This window comes from endosymbiont of Ridgeia piscesae (genome assembly GCF_001443665.1).
Classification (GTDB): domain Bacteria; phylum Pseudomonadota; class Gammaproteobacteria; order Chromatiales; family Chromatiaceae; genus Endoriftia; species Endoriftia persephonae.
Window position 1 is genome coordinate 1 of record NZ_KQ557154.1, and the last position, 12,666, is coordinate 12,666.

Annotated in this window: 16 protein-coding genes; 4 read left to right on the top strand and 12 right to left on the bottom strand. The window is 59.0% G+C overall.

Annotation, left to right across the window (positions count from 1 at the left end; all coding sequences use genetic code 11):
• Positions 1 to 129: 129 nt before the first annotated feature.
• A complete protein-coding gene (locus Ga0074115_RS14225) occupies positions 130 to 1,038 on the bottom strand; it encodes a DUF3108 domain-containing protein (RefSeq protein ID WP_057955672.1) in 909 nt (302 codons plus the stop codon).
• A gap of 133 nt (positions 1,039 to 1,171) precedes the next feature.
• On the opposite strand from Ga0074115_RS14225, the gene Ga0074115_RS14230 reads away from it, so the two are divergent.
• Positions 1,172 to 1,522: a hypothetical protein gene (locus Ga0074115_RS14230; protein ID WP_060528649.1), complete on the top strand. Its 351-nt coding sequence runs from the start codon at positions 1,172 to 1,174 to the stop codon at positions 1,520 to 1,522.
• Here the strand turns inward: Ga0074115_RS14230 and Ga0074115_RS14235 are convergent.
• The 3 genes from Ga0074115_RS14235 to Ga0074115_RS14245 form a co-directional block, all read right to left on the bottom strand.
• Positions 1,519 to 2,253, bottom strand: a complete 735-nt coding sequence (locus Ga0074115_RS14235) for a potassium channel family protein (RefSeq protein WP_057955674.1) — start codon at positions 2,251 to 2,253, stop codon at positions 1,519 to 1,521. The two genes, Ga0074115_RS14230 and Ga0074115_RS14235, sit on opposite strands and share 4 nt — an antisense overlap.
• Positions 2,250 to 3,842: a potassium channel family protein gene (locus Ga0074115_RS14240; protein WP_057955675.1), complete on the bottom strand. Its 1,593-nt coding sequence runs from the start codon at positions 3,840 to 3,842 to the stop codon at positions 2,250 to 2,252. Before Ga0074115_RS14240 ends, Ga0074115_RS14235 begins: the two co-directional genes overlap by 4 nt.
• 201 nt (positions 3,843 to 4,043) lie before the next feature.
• Entirely contained in the window at positions 4,044 to 4,442 is a 399-nt protein-coding gene (locus tag Ga0074115_RS14245) for a hypothetical protein (RefSeq protein WP_039960482.1), read from the bottom strand.
• A gap of 83 nt (positions 4,443 to 4,525) precedes the next feature.
• On the opposite strand from Ga0074115_RS14245, the gene Ga0074115_RS14250 reads away from it, so the two are divergent.
• Positions 4,526 to 5,185 carry an ankyrin repeat domain-containing protein gene (locus Ga0074115_RS14250; protein WP_057955676.1) on the top strand — a complete coding sequence of 220 codons (660 nt, stop codon included), beginning with the start codon at positions 4,526 to 4,528 and terminating at the stop codon, positions 5,183 to 5,185.
• Positions 5,186 to 5,227: 42 nt separating this feature from the next.
• On the top strand, positions 5,228 to 5,512 hold the full coding sequence (locus Ga0074115_RS14255; RefSeq protein ID WP_060528650.1) for a hypothetical protein: 285 nt from the start codon (positions 5,228 to 5,230) through the stop codon (positions 5,510 to 5,512).
• A 79-nt stretch (positions 5,513 to 5,591) separates the two neighbouring features.
• On the opposite strand, the gene sbcB is transcribed toward Ga0074115_RS14255, so the two are convergent.
• The 6 genes from sbcB to ffh all read right to left on the bottom strand — a co-directional run bounded on the left by sbcB (position 5,592) and on the right by ffh (position 10,671).
• The gene (sbcB, locus tag Ga0074115_RS14260; protein ID WP_057957275.1) at positions 5,592 to 7,034 is read right to left on the bottom strand and encodes an exodeoxyribonuclease I; all 1,443 of its coding nucleotides are present in this window, start codon (positions 7,032 to 7,034) and stop codon (positions 5,592 to 5,594) included.
• Positions 7,035 to 7,175: 141 nt separating this feature from the next.
• A complete protein-coding gene (gene rplS, locus Ga0074115_RS14265; protein ID WP_005965411.1) occupies positions 7,176 to 7,520 on the bottom strand; it encodes a 50S ribosomal protein L19 in 345 nt (114 codons plus the stop codon).
• Between the two features lie 3 nt (positions 7,521 to 7,523).
• The gene (gene trmD / locus Ga0074115_RS14270; RefSeq protein ID WP_057957274.1) at positions 7,524 to 8,285 is read right to left on the bottom strand and encodes a tRNA (guanosine(37)-N1)-methyltransferase TrmD; all 762 of its coding nucleotides are present in this window, start codon (positions 8,283 to 8,285) and stop codon (positions 7,524 to 7,526) included.
• A gap of 6 nt (positions 8,286 to 8,291) precedes the next feature.
• Positions 8,292 to 8,798, bottom strand: coding sequence for a ribosome maturation factor RimM (gene rimM, locus Ga0074115_RS14275; RefSeq protein ID WP_057957273.1), 507 nt, complete (start codon positions 8,796 to 8,798; stop codon positions 8,292 to 8,294).
• A 52-nt stretch (positions 8,799 to 8,850) separates the two neighbouring features.
• Positions 8,851 to 9,102: a 30S ribosomal protein S16 gene (rpsP, locus tag Ga0074115_RS14280; protein WP_005965405.1), complete on the bottom strand. Its 252-nt coding sequence runs from the start codon at positions 9,100 to 9,102 to the stop codon at positions 8,851 to 8,853.
• A gap of 183 nt (positions 9,103 to 9,285) precedes the next feature.
• Positions 9,286 to 10,671 carry a signal recognition particle protein gene (gene ffh, locus Ga0074115_RS14285; RefSeq protein WP_060528651.1) on the bottom strand — a complete coding sequence of 462 codons (1,386 nt, stop codon included), beginning with the start codon at positions 10,669 to 10,671 and terminating at the stop codon, positions 9,286 to 9,288.
• Positions 10,672 to 10,843: 172 nt separating this feature from the next.
• On the opposite strand from ffh, the gene Ga0074115_RS14290 reads away from it, so the two are divergent.
• Positions 10,844 to 11,638: a cytochrome C assembly family protein gene (locus Ga0074115_RS14290; RefSeq protein ID WP_057956882.1), complete on the top strand. Its 795-nt coding sequence runs from the start codon at positions 10,844 to 10,846 to the stop codon at positions 11,636 to 11,638.
• Positions 11,639 to 11,650: 12 nt separating this feature from the next.
• On the opposite strand, the gene Ga0074115_RS14295 is transcribed toward Ga0074115_RS14290, so the two are convergent.
• Positions 11,651 to 11,965, bottom strand: a complete 315-nt coding sequence (locus Ga0074115_RS14295) for a flagellar protein FliT (RefSeq protein ID WP_057956881.1) — start codon at positions 11,963 to 11,965, stop codon at positions 11,651 to 11,653.
• Complete coding sequence (gene fliS / locus Ga0074115_RS14300) at positions 11,966 to 12,400, bottom strand: flagellar export chaperone FliS (RefSeq protein ID WP_057956880.1); 435 nt, start codon at positions 12,398 to 12,400, stop codon at positions 11,966 to 11,968. It abuts the gene before it with no gap.
• Positions 12,401 to 12,666 lie beyond the last annotated feature (266 nt).

Here is a 12,666-nt window from a genome sequence, read left to right on the forward strand (position 1 = left end):
CCTCTTTGGTTTCGATGGTCAGTTAGCACTTCCATCAAAACCGGTAACCCTCACTCTTTTCAAGTCAGGTGTCAGATCAGGTCTGAACTACTACACCTTATTCATCGTGGATCGCGGAATCTGGCGAGCTCAGTCGCCCCAGTTTAGCAGGTCGCCTATTCCCTCAGTCTCATGATAGGTGAGGCTCGCCGCGATCTGACTTTCGCCGCCCTCTCCCACCAGGACCGCATCAAGGCTGCCAAACGGACGCTCGGCATGGAAGCGCAACGGAATGCGCCGCTCGTCAGCCGTCAGCCAGACCAGCAGAAACTTGACGGAAGGGCGTCCATCCGCATCCAGACTGGCAAGACGCAATCGCCACAGATTGCCGCCTCCGGCAACCTCGCTAGCCACCTCCACCCGATAGCGCTTCAGCGCCTTGCCGGTAAACACAGGTAGTTCCAGCACCTCACCCTCTGTCAGCTCAATCCTGCGCAGTCGCTGCAACAGGGAGTAGTAGTCGTAGGTCGCCGCTTGCAGATCCACCCGATTTGAAAGCACTGCCTGTTCGCCATCAGCCTGCCAGCCCTCCAACAGCTCGTCCAGCTGAAGCGGCAGCGGCTCACCAGCCGGCTCCGGCTCAGACATCTCAATACGCACAGCCTGCCGCCCCTGGCGGTCGAACCAGAGCAGCTCCCGCTGGCGTTGGTCGGTGGTCAACTCCTCTTTCACCAGCAGCGCATCTTGGACCTGTGGATCGAACCAGCTCTGATATCGGTAGCGCAGCGGGTAGATCAACTCCGCCTTGCCATAGGCCGCTGTCGAAACCTGTAATAGGGCGGTGCGCACCGGCCTGCCATTCAGCAACTGTGGCTGAGCCGGCAGACGCAGTTCGGCGTCAGCAATCGCCATCGGCATGAAGCCGGAGAGTATCCCCTGGTAAGAGATCTGATAACGCCACAGCTCCGCCTGTTCGACAGCCAGCGCACTGTTGCCGAATAGCCAAAAGCAGAACGCGCCCAGCAGTGCTGCTTTGATTCCAGATTTGATCCCGCCCATTCTCTACTGTCCTCTACTCTTGCACGATCAACTATACTGCCATGCAGGTTGGCATGTTTTTCGCGGCTTAGCCTCTGGAAACTGAACCCCAGATGAATCTGTCAATTACCCGACACCAGAGGAGTCCATAAGTATGGTAACCCCAATCCACCCCGACAAATCGGTCACCAACCCGAGCAACCGACAGATAGAGTCAAACCGCAACAGAACTGCGGGTGAGGCCAGGCATGCAGCTGCAGCCAGCGACGCCTCTCAGCCGAGCCGGCCCGACACTCAAGTGGATGTGGAGAAAGCGCGGCAGCTTTATGAGATGGAGCAGAGCCGGGCGGAACAGACCTCTCCCCGGATTGAAACCCCGCAGCAGGCCCGCTCCACCCTCGAGCAGATCCTGGCACAATTGAAAGCGACACCGCAGCAAGCGCTGCAAGCTCAGGGTGGAGTATCAGAGCAACTCGGCAATCTACTGGAGAGCGCGCCAGCCTAAGGTTTCTGAACGGCAGCCTCAAGGCTGTCGCTCCGATTCTGCTCCACATCCCCAATCAGGCGGGCGATCTCCTGATGCGGACCAATCACCACCAGCATATCCCCCGCATCGATCTTGTGATCCACCCCGCTGGTACTGAAGATCAGCCGCTCCCCCATCTCCAGATCGACCACCCCTATCAGGATCACATCGTAGCGCCGATGCAGTTCGATCTGGCTCAGCGGCCGGCCCGCGAGACAGGAGCCTGCCGGGATCTTGATCTCAGCAATGTCCATATACTTGCCGAAGAGGGTGCGATCGAGCATCTCCACAATCATCGGCCGGGCAATCAGGTCGTGGATCTTGCGTCCGCTGATCTCAAACGGGTCGAGCACCTTGCTGGCACCGGCGGCCAGCATCTTCTCTTTGCCCCGCGCTGACTCCACCACACAGACGATCTTCAGCTCAGGCTCCAGGGCACGGGCGGAGAGGGTGAGAAAGACGTTTTTCGACTCCTCGTCGAACAGACCGAAGATGATATCAATCCCCGAACCAAGCCCCACCGAGCGAAGCTGGTCGTCGTCGGTATAGTCCAGCTCACGGGCGTCGAAGCCCCGCTCACACAGGCCGCGCACCTTCTCCTGATCGCTGCTGAACATGGGTACCCGCAGACCGCGTTCGGTCAGCTGCCCCGCCACCTCCTGGGCCAGCGCGTCGGCGCCGAAGATCAGGACACGCAGATCGCGATTCACAGCCCACCTCGTTCAAGGGCATCGCGAAAATGGGCGATGCTGTATTCGTGTCCAAACAACAACAGCAGATCCCCCGCTGCTAGTTCAAAGTCGTGTTTTGGGTTGAAGTGAAACACCCGCCCGCCCAGCTCAAACAGATGTGTCTGCCCCTCCGGCGGCGCGCTACCATCCCGCACCACACCAAACGCGATCAGCTTGCTCTGTTGGAAGTCAACCTCACCCAGTCGACACCCTACCAGCTTCGTCCCCGGATGGATGCGCACCGCATCGACCCCCACCTCGCGCTCGCCAGACAGCATGCCGTAGATGGCCTCGAACGCCACCGGCTGGCCCACATACTCCGCCGCAATCAGGCCAGCCACCTCGTAGGGCGCCACGGTATGAGTGGCACCGGCCCGCATCAACTTGGTGATATTCTCCCGGTGGTTGGCGCGGGAGATGATCTCGATCTGCCGGTTCATCTGCCGCGCAGAGAGGGTGATGTAAACGTTGATCACATCATTGCCGGTCAGACAAAGCAGCCGCTCGACCCAGCGTTCAACCCCCAGATTTGCCAACAACTGACTATCCTCGGCATTGCCTTGCACCGCCAGATAGCCGCGCTGTTTGGCGAGATGGATTGCCGACTCCCGCGTATCAACCACCACAAACGGGTTCTTCTCCTCTGCCAGGCGCTGCGCCACCACCTCACCCACGCGCCCAAAACCGCACAGGATGATGCCGACCCGCTTGCGTTCCACCTCAGAGTAGACCCGCAGTGAGCGCACCTCGTGCATCTTTTCACCAAAACCGGAGACGATGATCGAGGTAAAAAAGGCGATCACACCAAGTCCCGAGATAATCAACACCAGGGTGATGACCCGCCCCTCGATGGTCTGGGGCGTGATATCGCCGTAGCCCACCGTCGACATGGTCACCACCGCCCAGTAGAGACTATCAACAAAGGAGTTGAACTGAAGGCCGGATGACTCGAACTCAAAAAAGAAGAAGGCGGTGGCGGCGGTAAAGGTGATGAAGGCCATGAAGATGAGCAGCGTCAGCAACTCAGTGCGCTTCTCCGACAACACCTTGACGAATCCACTGATACTGCGGGTGTAGCGAAACAGCTTAAACAGACGGAACAGCAGGAAGATGCGCAGAAAGCGCAGTGGACGATAGCTGGGAATAATCGCCAGCAGATCGATGACCGCCAGCGGTTGACTCATGTAATCCCATTTGCGAGCGAGGATCTCGCGCAGCGCTGGCCAGAGGCGAAACCGCTCATTGACAAACTCCGCCCGTTCATAATGTTTGAGGATGATGGCGTGGCTGTCGTTGTAGATCCAGAAGCGCAGCAGATATTCGAGGATGAAGACAGTCACCGCGATGCGCTCGACCACATCATCGATCAGCCCCAGGTCGTGGCGCACCTCATAGATCAGTAGCCAGACGCTCAACAGCACCAGCAGGATCATGAAGATATCGAAGTAGGGCCGCACCGGCGCCAGAGGGTTCTCCAGCAGGTCGTAAAAGAAGTGCTTGGCCCGCCGGTAGCGGGCCGAGCCCTCCAAGGCGTAGCTGAGGCGGATCAGTGTGTGCGATATCCCCATCTGCTCTCTTCTTGCGGCTGCCGGGCGGCAATAATCGGGCCGCGCGGCGCTAAAACGGCAAGACTAGGAGCCTAGTCAGATTATCCGTTTAAGCCCACCCCGAAGGAAGTGCCCTTGGGGTAAAAATCCCTGGATGGTAATCAACCCAGTTTATCGCCATCCAGGGGTTTACACCCAAACAGTGTTAAATCCGACAGACTCCTAGCGCTGGCGCGACTCCCGGCCCATCTCAATCCGCTCCACGTCCGCCACGGTGATCACCCGGCCGTCGAGGGTCTCGAAGTGGCGCCCTTCCACATCACCGCGCCGTGCCTCGTAGATGAGGCTCTCGCCGGTCTGGGTGTTGACCACCCGCACCGTGACGATACGATATTCGTCGCGCCACTGAAGATAGAGGAACAGGCTGCTGACCAGGATCATGAATATCACCAATCCGTAGGCGGCCAAGCGTGGCGTAACCATCCCGCTCGGCTTGGCTGGCGCACTCAGCTGCGGCGACCGCTCTGCCGCCTCGATCTGCCGCACCCTGCGGGCACGCTGGCGCAGCACCAACCAAGCGATCCCAATCACCCCGAGGGTCAATAACAGCTTTGTAATCATAGCCCCGAACCCTATCATGGGCAGCGACACCCTGGCTACGATCGGGCTTGCAGACGCCTCTCACCACGTTTTACCATCGCTACATGAAACTTCATCCCATTCTTCTACCCAGCCTGCTTGCGCTGCTGCTGGTGGCCGGCTGCAGTAAACCCGACCGCCCCACCATCAATCTCTATCGGGCGGTGCATGTGGGGGATATCGATCAGATCGAGCGTAACCTCTACTGGGACGCCGATATCAACGCCACCGGCCCGGATGGACGCACACCACTGCACGTGGCTGCTGAACGCGGCCTGCTGGTAGTGGTGAGCATCCTGCTCGACCATGGCGCGGATATCGATGCAAAAAACACCTTCGGCAAGAGCCCCATCTACACCGCGGTGATGGCACGCCGGCCTCTGATTGCACGCCAGCTGGCAGACCAGGGGGCGCAGTTCGAGCCAAACGAAATGCTGATCGAGGCGGTGCGCTCCAACAGCGCCAGCCGGGATATCATCAAGTTTCTCATCAAGCGGGGAGCCAACATCAACGTCACCGACAAGGATGGCAACACCCCCCTGCACATCGCGGCACTCCAGGACCATCGGGTGATCGTCAAACACCTGATCGCCGCAGGAGCAGAGGTAAACCAACGCAATCACGCCGGACAGACCGCCTTGCAGCTAGCCATCGCCAACAACTCCGAGGCGATCATCGCAATCCTGCACAAATATGGCGCCGTTGCCGGAAAGCCGGAAATGTAACGTTCTTCTGCAACCCATCATCAACTTTTAGAAGCGACAACTATGGCATCTACACCCGACGAGCTGACAGTCACCTACACTGAAGACGGCATCGACATTGTCAAAGAACTGGACAAGGTTGTGCTCACGAAAGGAGCCTGGACCACCCTCATCTTCCGCTATCAGGAGTGGAATCGCGCCAAGGAGGAGTACGGCCCGGAGAAGTACACCATCCGTCGCTACCAGAAGCGCAACGGTGAATACCTGCCGAAGTCGAAGTTCAACATCTCCAGCCGCGACCAGGCCAAGGCGGTGATCGGGGCGCTACAGGGCTGGTTGGACGACTGATCAGGGGCCTCTGAATAAATCTGAGCGAGCAGAAATTTGAACTGCAAAGTTACCCGTCCATGATTCGTTCAGAGGCTCTTTAGCCGCTCTCCGCGACGCGCTCCGCCCACTCCAGCAGTTGGGGAAGTAGTGCGCGGCGCTCAGCGGAGAGCCCCTCATCCGCCGCCAGCAGGTCAAGCTGAGCCAGATACTCATCCAGCTGGATAGCACCACCGCCATCTACATCAAACAGACGTGTCTGACGATACTCATCCCAGCGCTGCCGCTCCGTTTCGTTGAGCGTCTCCGGCCAGTTGCGGGCGCGGTAACGAAACAGCATCTCCGGCAGGCGCGCATCGTCAAACGCAAAGTGCAGCCCGGCCAGCTGATCAACCGGAGTCTCGCGGATCTGCTGCATGCGGCGACGATCGTCTTCACTGAAGAATGGGCCGCTGTACAGACTCAGATCCGGGTCCGTCTGAGGCTCGAACTGCTTCATCTGGTGGACACGGCTGATCTTCGCCTGCAACTCAGGCGCTGACAGCAGCTGCTGGCGATGTCGTTCCGCCTGTTCAAGGTTGATCTGCCAGCGCTCCGCCGCTTCCGCCGTCAGGGTGTTGGTCGGCACCAGCACCGGACACTTGTTGAGGTGCACCGTCTTCAGCGGGATACGTTCCACACCTTCAGGCAGAGCAGCGGTCGGGGTAAATAGACGCTGATGGATCTGCTCATCATCCAACTCCAACAGCGGCGCTGGATCCTGGCGCAGGTCGAAGACAATCACACCGTTACTGTTCGTCGGATGCTGCGCCAGCGCCACCACCGGCGCGATACACCCCAGCTCAACCGGGTACATGGAGGAGACATGCAGCAGTATGGGAGCCGTCGCCTTGAGGTTGAGCAGGTCACGCAGCTGATGCTTGTTGCGATGGCTCAGCAGGTAGCCGTAGAGGCGCGGCTGGCGCTGTTTGATCAGCCGCGCCAGGGCGATGGTCGCGTACACGTCTGAAAGGGCATCGTGAGCCGCCTGGTGGGCGATGCCGTTGGCGGCGGTCAGCAGTTCCAGACGGAAGCTGGGGCGCCCTGCCGCATCGCTCGGCCACTCTATCCCCTCTGGCCGCAAGGCATGGGTGAGGCGCACCATGTCGATGATGTCCCAGCGGGAGTTGCCATTCTGCCACTCCCGGGCATAGGGGTCGAAGAGGTTGCGGTAGAGGGTGAAACGGGTGAATTCGTCATCGAAGCGGATCGAATTGTACCCGACCCCACAGGTGCCAGGCTGGGCCAACTCACGATGGATCTGGGCAATGAACTCTGCCTCCGGCACGCCCTTCGCATACGCCAATTGCGGGCTGATGCCGGTCACCATGCAGGCCTCCGGCTGGGGCAGCATATCATCGCTGGGACGACTGTAGATCACCAACGGTTCGCCGATCGGCTCCAGCTCCGCATCGGTACGCAGTCCGCCAAACTGGGCCGGCCGGTCCCGCTTCGGATCGGCGCCCCAGGTTTCGTAGTCGTGCCAGTAGAATGTCTGCATCATTAGGCCCTGCCGTGACAAAGCCCGCAGTCTCTCATCCAGAGAGTTGTCGCTGCAAGCCAGTATGCTTGCACTTTGCCAGGCATAAAAAAGCCGCTCCAGCCGAGGCCGGAACGGCTCTTCTCAATGACCAGGAGAAGGGGGTTAGATCTTCTCTTTGATGCGTGCTGCCTTACCAGTACGACCGCGCAGGTAGTAGAGCTTGGCGCGACGCACGTCGCCACGACGGGTCACTTTGATGTCGGCCACCAGTGCACTGTAGGTCTGAAACACGCGCTCGACGCCTTCGCCGTGGGACATCTTACGCACGGTGAATGCAGAGTTGAGGCCACGGTTACGCTTGGCGATGACCACACCCTCGAACGCCTGCAGCCGCTCACGGCTACCCTCTTTTACCCGCACCTTAACAATCACGGTGTCGCCGGGGCCAAACTCTGGAACCTCACGGCCCATCTGCTCGGCTTCGAGCTGCTCGATGATTTTACTCATGGTCTATTGCTCCTGTTCTCGCTCCGCGTCTCCCGACGCCGCTCTGATTTCATTAAAAAGCTTCTCTTCTTCGGCCGTCATCCGGCGCCCTTGCAGAAGATCGGGCCGCCGCTGCAACGTCCGCTCCAACGCCTGTTTGAGGCGCCAGCGTCGAATCAACTCGTGATTACCACTCTGCAGGATCTTCGGCACCTGCATGCCGTCTATCTGTTCTGGACGGGTGTAGTGCGGGCAATCCAGCAGGCCATCCATGAACGAATCCTGCTCAGCCGACTCCGCCGCACCGAGCACCCCGGGCAGCAGACGGATCACTGCGTCCATCAGCACCATCGCCGCCAACTCACCACCGCTCAGCACATAATCGCCGATCGACCACTCCTGATCGACATTGCGCTCGATGATGCGCTCGTCGATCCCTTCGTATCGACCCGCGATCAGGATCAGATCTTCGCCTGAGGCGGCCATCTCTGTCGCGACCTGCTGATCGAAGCGCTGCCCCTGCGGACTCAGATAGGCCAGCTTCACATCCGGCCGGCCGCTCCTGGCGGCCTCGATAGCGGCCTGCAGTGGCTCGTACTTCATCACCATGCCTGGGCCGCCGCCGTAGGGGCGGTCATCCACCGTGCGGTGCAGATCGCTGGTGTAGTCCCGCGGATTCCAGAGTCTTAACTCCGCCTGTCCCCGTTGCAGCGCCCGACCAACCACGCCCTGCTGTTGCAGTGCATCGAACATCTGCGGCATGACGCTGATCACGTCAAAGCGCATCGTTCTCTAAAACTCCGGGTCCCAGTCAACCAGCATCAGCCCAGCAGCCAGATCGACCCTGCGGATCGCCTCACCCCAGGTGTAGGGAATCATCCGCTCCCGCTCTCCCTTGACCACGACCACATCGTTGGCGCCGGTCTCAAACAGGTAGCTGACCCGCCCCAGCTCGACTCCATCGAGGGTCTCGACCCGTAATCCCTCCAGGTCGGTCCAATAGTATTCACCTGCTTCCAGTGCTGGCAGCTGCGCCCGGCGAATCGCGATCTTGCTGCCTTGCAGCGCGGCCGCCTGATCGCGGTCATCACAACCCCGGATCTTGGCAATTACCCCTTTGCCTTGGCGCTTGCCCTCCAGCAGCTTGACCTCACGCCACTCCCCATGCTGCTGTAGGTACCATTGGGAGTACTGGAGGATGCCTTCGCGGGGTTTGGTGTCGGAGTAGACCTTGAACCAGCCACACACACCGAACACGCCGGAAACCCGCCCCATCACCACCATCTCGTCGGACTGCATCGTTCTGTCCGCCTTGGCAGGAATGGGATTCTCCGAACCGTCAGATCCGGGCTCAGGCTGCGGCTTTGGCAGCCCGTTTCAGCAGATCCGCAACACGGTCGGAGGTCTGCGCACCCTGGGAGATCCAGTGATCGACGCGATCGCGATTGATCCGCAGCGGCTCCTCGCCACCGGTGGCAACCGGATTGAAGAAACCGAGGCGCTCGATGTAACGGCCATCACGTGGATTACGGCTGTCGGTCACGACGATGTGGTAGAAGGGCCGCTTTTTTGCGCCAGTTCTGGAAAGACGAATGGTTACCATCTCTTTACCTTACCTTAGTCACGATGATTTTGGATACACCGGGTACTCCGGCGGGAAACGGCGCATTATAACGGAAAATATTGGAATGTGAAGCCCGCATTGAATCCAGCCTCAAACTTGCGGCATGCTCCGGAAAGGAGGGCAGAATTCAGCACGTTCAGCGGCCTGGCGGCGACAACCGGTTCAGAATGGAAAACCATCTCCGCCCGGCCCACCTGGGAGCCCTCCCGGCAGACGCCCCCCCATCCTTCGCAACATCTTCTCCATGCCACCGCCCTTCATCTTTTTCATCATCTTCTGCATCTGCGTAAACTGCTTGAGCAGCCGGTTCACATCCTGCACCTGGGTGCCGGAACCATTGGCGATACGGCGCTTGCGCGAACCCTTGATAATCGCAGGGAAACGGCGCTCTTTCGGGGTCATGGAGTTGACGATGGCGATCAGCCGCCCGATCTCTTTATCGTTGACCTGGTTCTTGACCTTGTCCGGCAGGTTGCCCATACCCGGCAGCTTATCGATCAGACTGCTTATTCCGCCCATCTTGCTCATCTGTAGCATCTGTTCGCGGAAGTCATCCAGGTCAAAACCCTTTCCCTTCTGCAGCTTTTGCGCCAGCTTGGCCGCCTTCTCCTGATCGACTTGGCGGCTGACCTCCTCCACCAGGCTAAGCACATCGCCCATGCCGAGAATGCGCGAGGCAACCCGGTCGGGATGAAACGGTTCCAGCGCGTCGACCTTCTCGCCCACACCGAGGAACTTGATCGGCTTACCGGTGATATGGCGGATCGAGAGCGCGGCACCGCCACGCGCATCACCGTCGGTTTTGGTGAGGATCACGCCGGTCAGCGGCAATGCCGCATCGAAGGCTTTGGCGGTATTGGCCGCATCCTGACCAGTCATGGAGTCGACCACGAACAGGGTCTCGACCGGATCAACGCTGGCATGCAGCTGCTTGATCTCCGCCATCATCTCGTCATCCACATGCAGACGTCCGGCGGTATCCACCAGCAGCACGTCAGCATAGGCCTTCTTCGCCTCGGCCAGCGCCATCTTGGCGATCTTCACTGGCTTCTGATCGGCGGAACTGGGAATGAACTCGGCGCCGACATCTTTGGCCAGGGTCTGCAACTGCTTGATGGCGGCGGGACGGTAGACGTCGCAGCTCACCACCATCACCTTCTTCTTACCGTTCTGCTGCAGCCAGCGCGCAAGTTTGGCAACGCTGGTGGTCTTACCCGAACCCTGCAGACCCGCCATCAGGATCACCGCGGGGGGCTGGGCTGCCAGGTCGAGGGATTCGTTCGCCTCTCCCATCACCCGCACCAGTTCGTCGTTGACGATCTTGATCAGGGTCTGGCCGGGGGTGAGGCTCTTCATCACCTCCTCACCCATTGCCTTGGCCTTCACCTCATCGACGAAGGCACGCACCACCGGTAACGCCACATCTGCTTCCAGCAGCGCCATGCGCACCTCACGCATGGTATCTTTGATGTTCTGTTCCGAAAGACGCCCCTGCCCCCGCAGGTTGTCGAGCACCTTTCCAAGCCGTTGTGTCAGACTTTCAAACATGAGCGTTCCACCAAGCAGGCCCCACGGGCGTAAGATCAAAACCGGCACAGTATATAACAGTTGAGTTTGGCCCCCTAGCGGGCTGTTAGTCGGCCTTCCATCAAACACGCCTTATATGCGATTATCGCGACACCTCAGTTATCGAACCACCGCAACAGGGAATCCAGCCGTTTTGCTGACATCATTTACCATCACGGCCTATCTGCTATCCGGATTGATCTTTGGCGTGCGGCTATTCAGCAGCCGCAGCGTCAGGCTGCTGCCCCGTTCAGCTGGACTGGCTATTGGCTTTGCTGGGGTGGTCCTGCATGCGCTGTTGCTCTGGAGTAATCTGGTAAGCGGCACGGGCGTCAATCTGGGCTTTTTTAATGCCTTCTCGCTAATCGCCTGGACCATCACCTTGCTGCTACTGCTCTCTGCCCTGAGCAAGCCGGTTGAGAATCTGGGTATAGTTCTGCTGCCGATGGCGGCCCTGGCGATCCTCCTAGAGACCCGCTTCAGCTCGATTCACCTGCTGAACGAAGACGCTTCCCTCGGTTTAACTGTCCATGTGCTGGTCTCGATGCTGGCCTACAGCCTGTTCACCCTCGCCAGCGTCCAATCCATTCTGCTGGCGATCCAGGACCACCAGCTCCACCATCGTCACCCCGGCGGCTTTATCCGCGCCCTGCCCCCCCTGCAGACCATGGAGAGCCTGCTATTCGAGATGATCGGCGCCGGCTTTTTCCTGCTGACGCTGGCGCTGGGCTCCGGCTTTCTGTTTCTTGACGACATGTTCGCGCAGAGACTGGTACATAAGACGGTGCTGTCGATCACCGCATGGATCGTGTTTGGGATGTTGCTGTGGGGACGATACCGTTTTGGCTGGCGAGGCCAGAAGGCGTTGATCTGGACCCTGAGTGGATTCGTGGTTTTGATGCTGGCCTATTTCGGCAGCAAGGCGGTAATCGAGCTGGTGCTTGCCTGATCTTCGTCCAGGTCAGCGACTGAAACGGCGGTAGGCCTTTGCCACCTGCCGACCCTGCTGCAGACGATTCAACTGGGTGCGGATCTCACCCCTGGAACGCTCGCCTATCGCCATGATCTCCGCATCGAGCCTGATGATCTCCTGAACCTTGTTGGCAGCCAGCCTCTGATCGCCAAACGCCTCTTCACCATCAAAACACTCAGCGATCAGACGGCTGCGCTGCACCTCCGTCTGCTCCGCCTCCTCCCAGGCAGCCTGTTGTGCCTGTTCACGCATCTGGCGGGTCAGCAGCAGAACCTGCTCCAGGAGGTCATCTTTCACAACCATTTAGGCACCCACTGCAGGAGAGATCTTCTCCTGTGGCAGCTGTTTGACCTCATCCGGCAATGCATCCCAGGCAAGCTTGATCTCGGTCAGCAGCGAGGCGACCTCATCGAGGATTTCCGGATCGTTGCTGCTGTTGGCCGTCATCAGGCGACGCCCCATATATTCGTAGAGGTCATCAAGGTTGCGGGCAATATCACCACCACTCTCTAAATCGAGTGCACCGCGCAGGCCGTTGATGATCGACAACGCCCAACTAATATGCCGGCTCTTCTGCCCCATATCCTTGCGCTGTATGAACCCCTTCGCCGCCGCCATCTTGTCCAGCGCACCCTCCATCAACATCTGGACGAGCCGGTGCGGACTAGCGTAGGCAACCTCTGAGCTGGTTGCCACCTGTCCATACTGGGATATTCCACGCTTTTTTAAATGGCTCATGGGTAGTTATGCCTCACGACTGTTTCTCATTCTTGTCTGGATCACCGCTCTCTGCAACGCTTTTTCCCTCTAGGAAGAGTCTCTTTGTTTCCACCCCATACCAGTCAGGCTCTCATCTCCTTCAACCACCTCATTTAGTTAGGATGAGAACTGTTGAGAAAGAAAACTGCTGGTATTAATCGTTCCGAAAGTATTGGCAGTGTATACTGCTTTCCATGGCTACGATAAAAGAACAGCGTGATCAGAAAAGGAAAGATGTAGTGGAG

Excerpts from the sequence above, each read along its gene's own strand:
- rpsP (WP_005965405.1), bottom strand. The coding sequence starts at position 9,102 with ATGGTAACCATTCGTCTTTCCAGAACTGGCGCAAAAAAGCGGCCCTTC.
- fliS (WP_057956880.1), bottom strand. The coding sequence starts at position 12,400 with ATGAGCCATTTAAAAAAGCGTGGAATATCCCAGTATGGACAGGTGGCA.
- Ga0074115_RS14245 (WP_039960482.1), bottom strand. The coding sequence starts at position 4,442 with ATGATTACAAAGCTGTTATTGACCCTCGGGGTGATTGGGATCGCTTGG.
- Ga0074115_RS14250 (WP_057955676.1), top strand. The coding sequence starts at position 4,526 with ATGAAACTTCATCCCATTCTTCTACCCAGCCTGCTTGCGCTGCTGCTG.
- trmD (WP_057957274.1), bottom strand. The coding sequence starts at position 8,285 with ATGCGCTTTGACGTGATCAGCGTCATGCCGCAGATGTTCGATGCACTG.
- sbcB (WP_057957275.1), bottom strand. The coding sequence starts at position 7,034 with ATGATGCAGACATTCTACTGGCACGACTACGAAACCTGGGGCGCCGAT.
- Ga0074115_RS14255 (WP_060528650.1), top strand. The coding sequence starts at position 5,228 with ATGGCATCTACACCCGACGAGCTGACAGTCACCTACACTGAAGACGGC.
- Ga0074115_RS14295 (WP_057956881.1), bottom strand. The coding sequence starts at position 11,965 with ATGGTTGTGAAAGATGACCTCCTGGAGCAGGTTCTGCTGCTGACCCGC.
- Ga0074115_RS14225 (WP_057955672.1), bottom strand. The coding sequence starts at position 1,038 with ATGGGCGGGATCAAATCTGGAATCAAAGCAGCACTGCTGGGCGCGTTC.
- rimM (WP_057957273.1), bottom strand. The coding sequence starts at position 8,798 with ATGCAGTCCGACGAGATGGTGGTGATGGGGCGGGTTTCCGGCGTGTTC.
- Ga0074115_RS14230 (WP_060528649.1), top strand. The coding sequence starts at position 1,172 with ATGGTAACCCCAATCCACCCCGACAAATCGGTCACCAACCCGAGCAAC.
- rplS (WP_005965411.1), bottom strand. The coding sequence starts at position 7,520 with ATGAGTAAAATCATCGAGCAGCTCGAAGCCGAGCAGATGGGCCGTGAG.
- Ga0074115_RS14240 (WP_057955675.1), bottom strand. The coding sequence starts at position 3,842 with ATGGGGATATCGCACACACTGATCCGCCTCAGCTACGCCTTGGAGGGC.
- ffh (WP_060528651.1), bottom strand. The coding sequence starts at position 10,671 with ATGTTTGAAAGTCTGACACAACGGCTTGGAAAGGTGCTCGACAACCTG.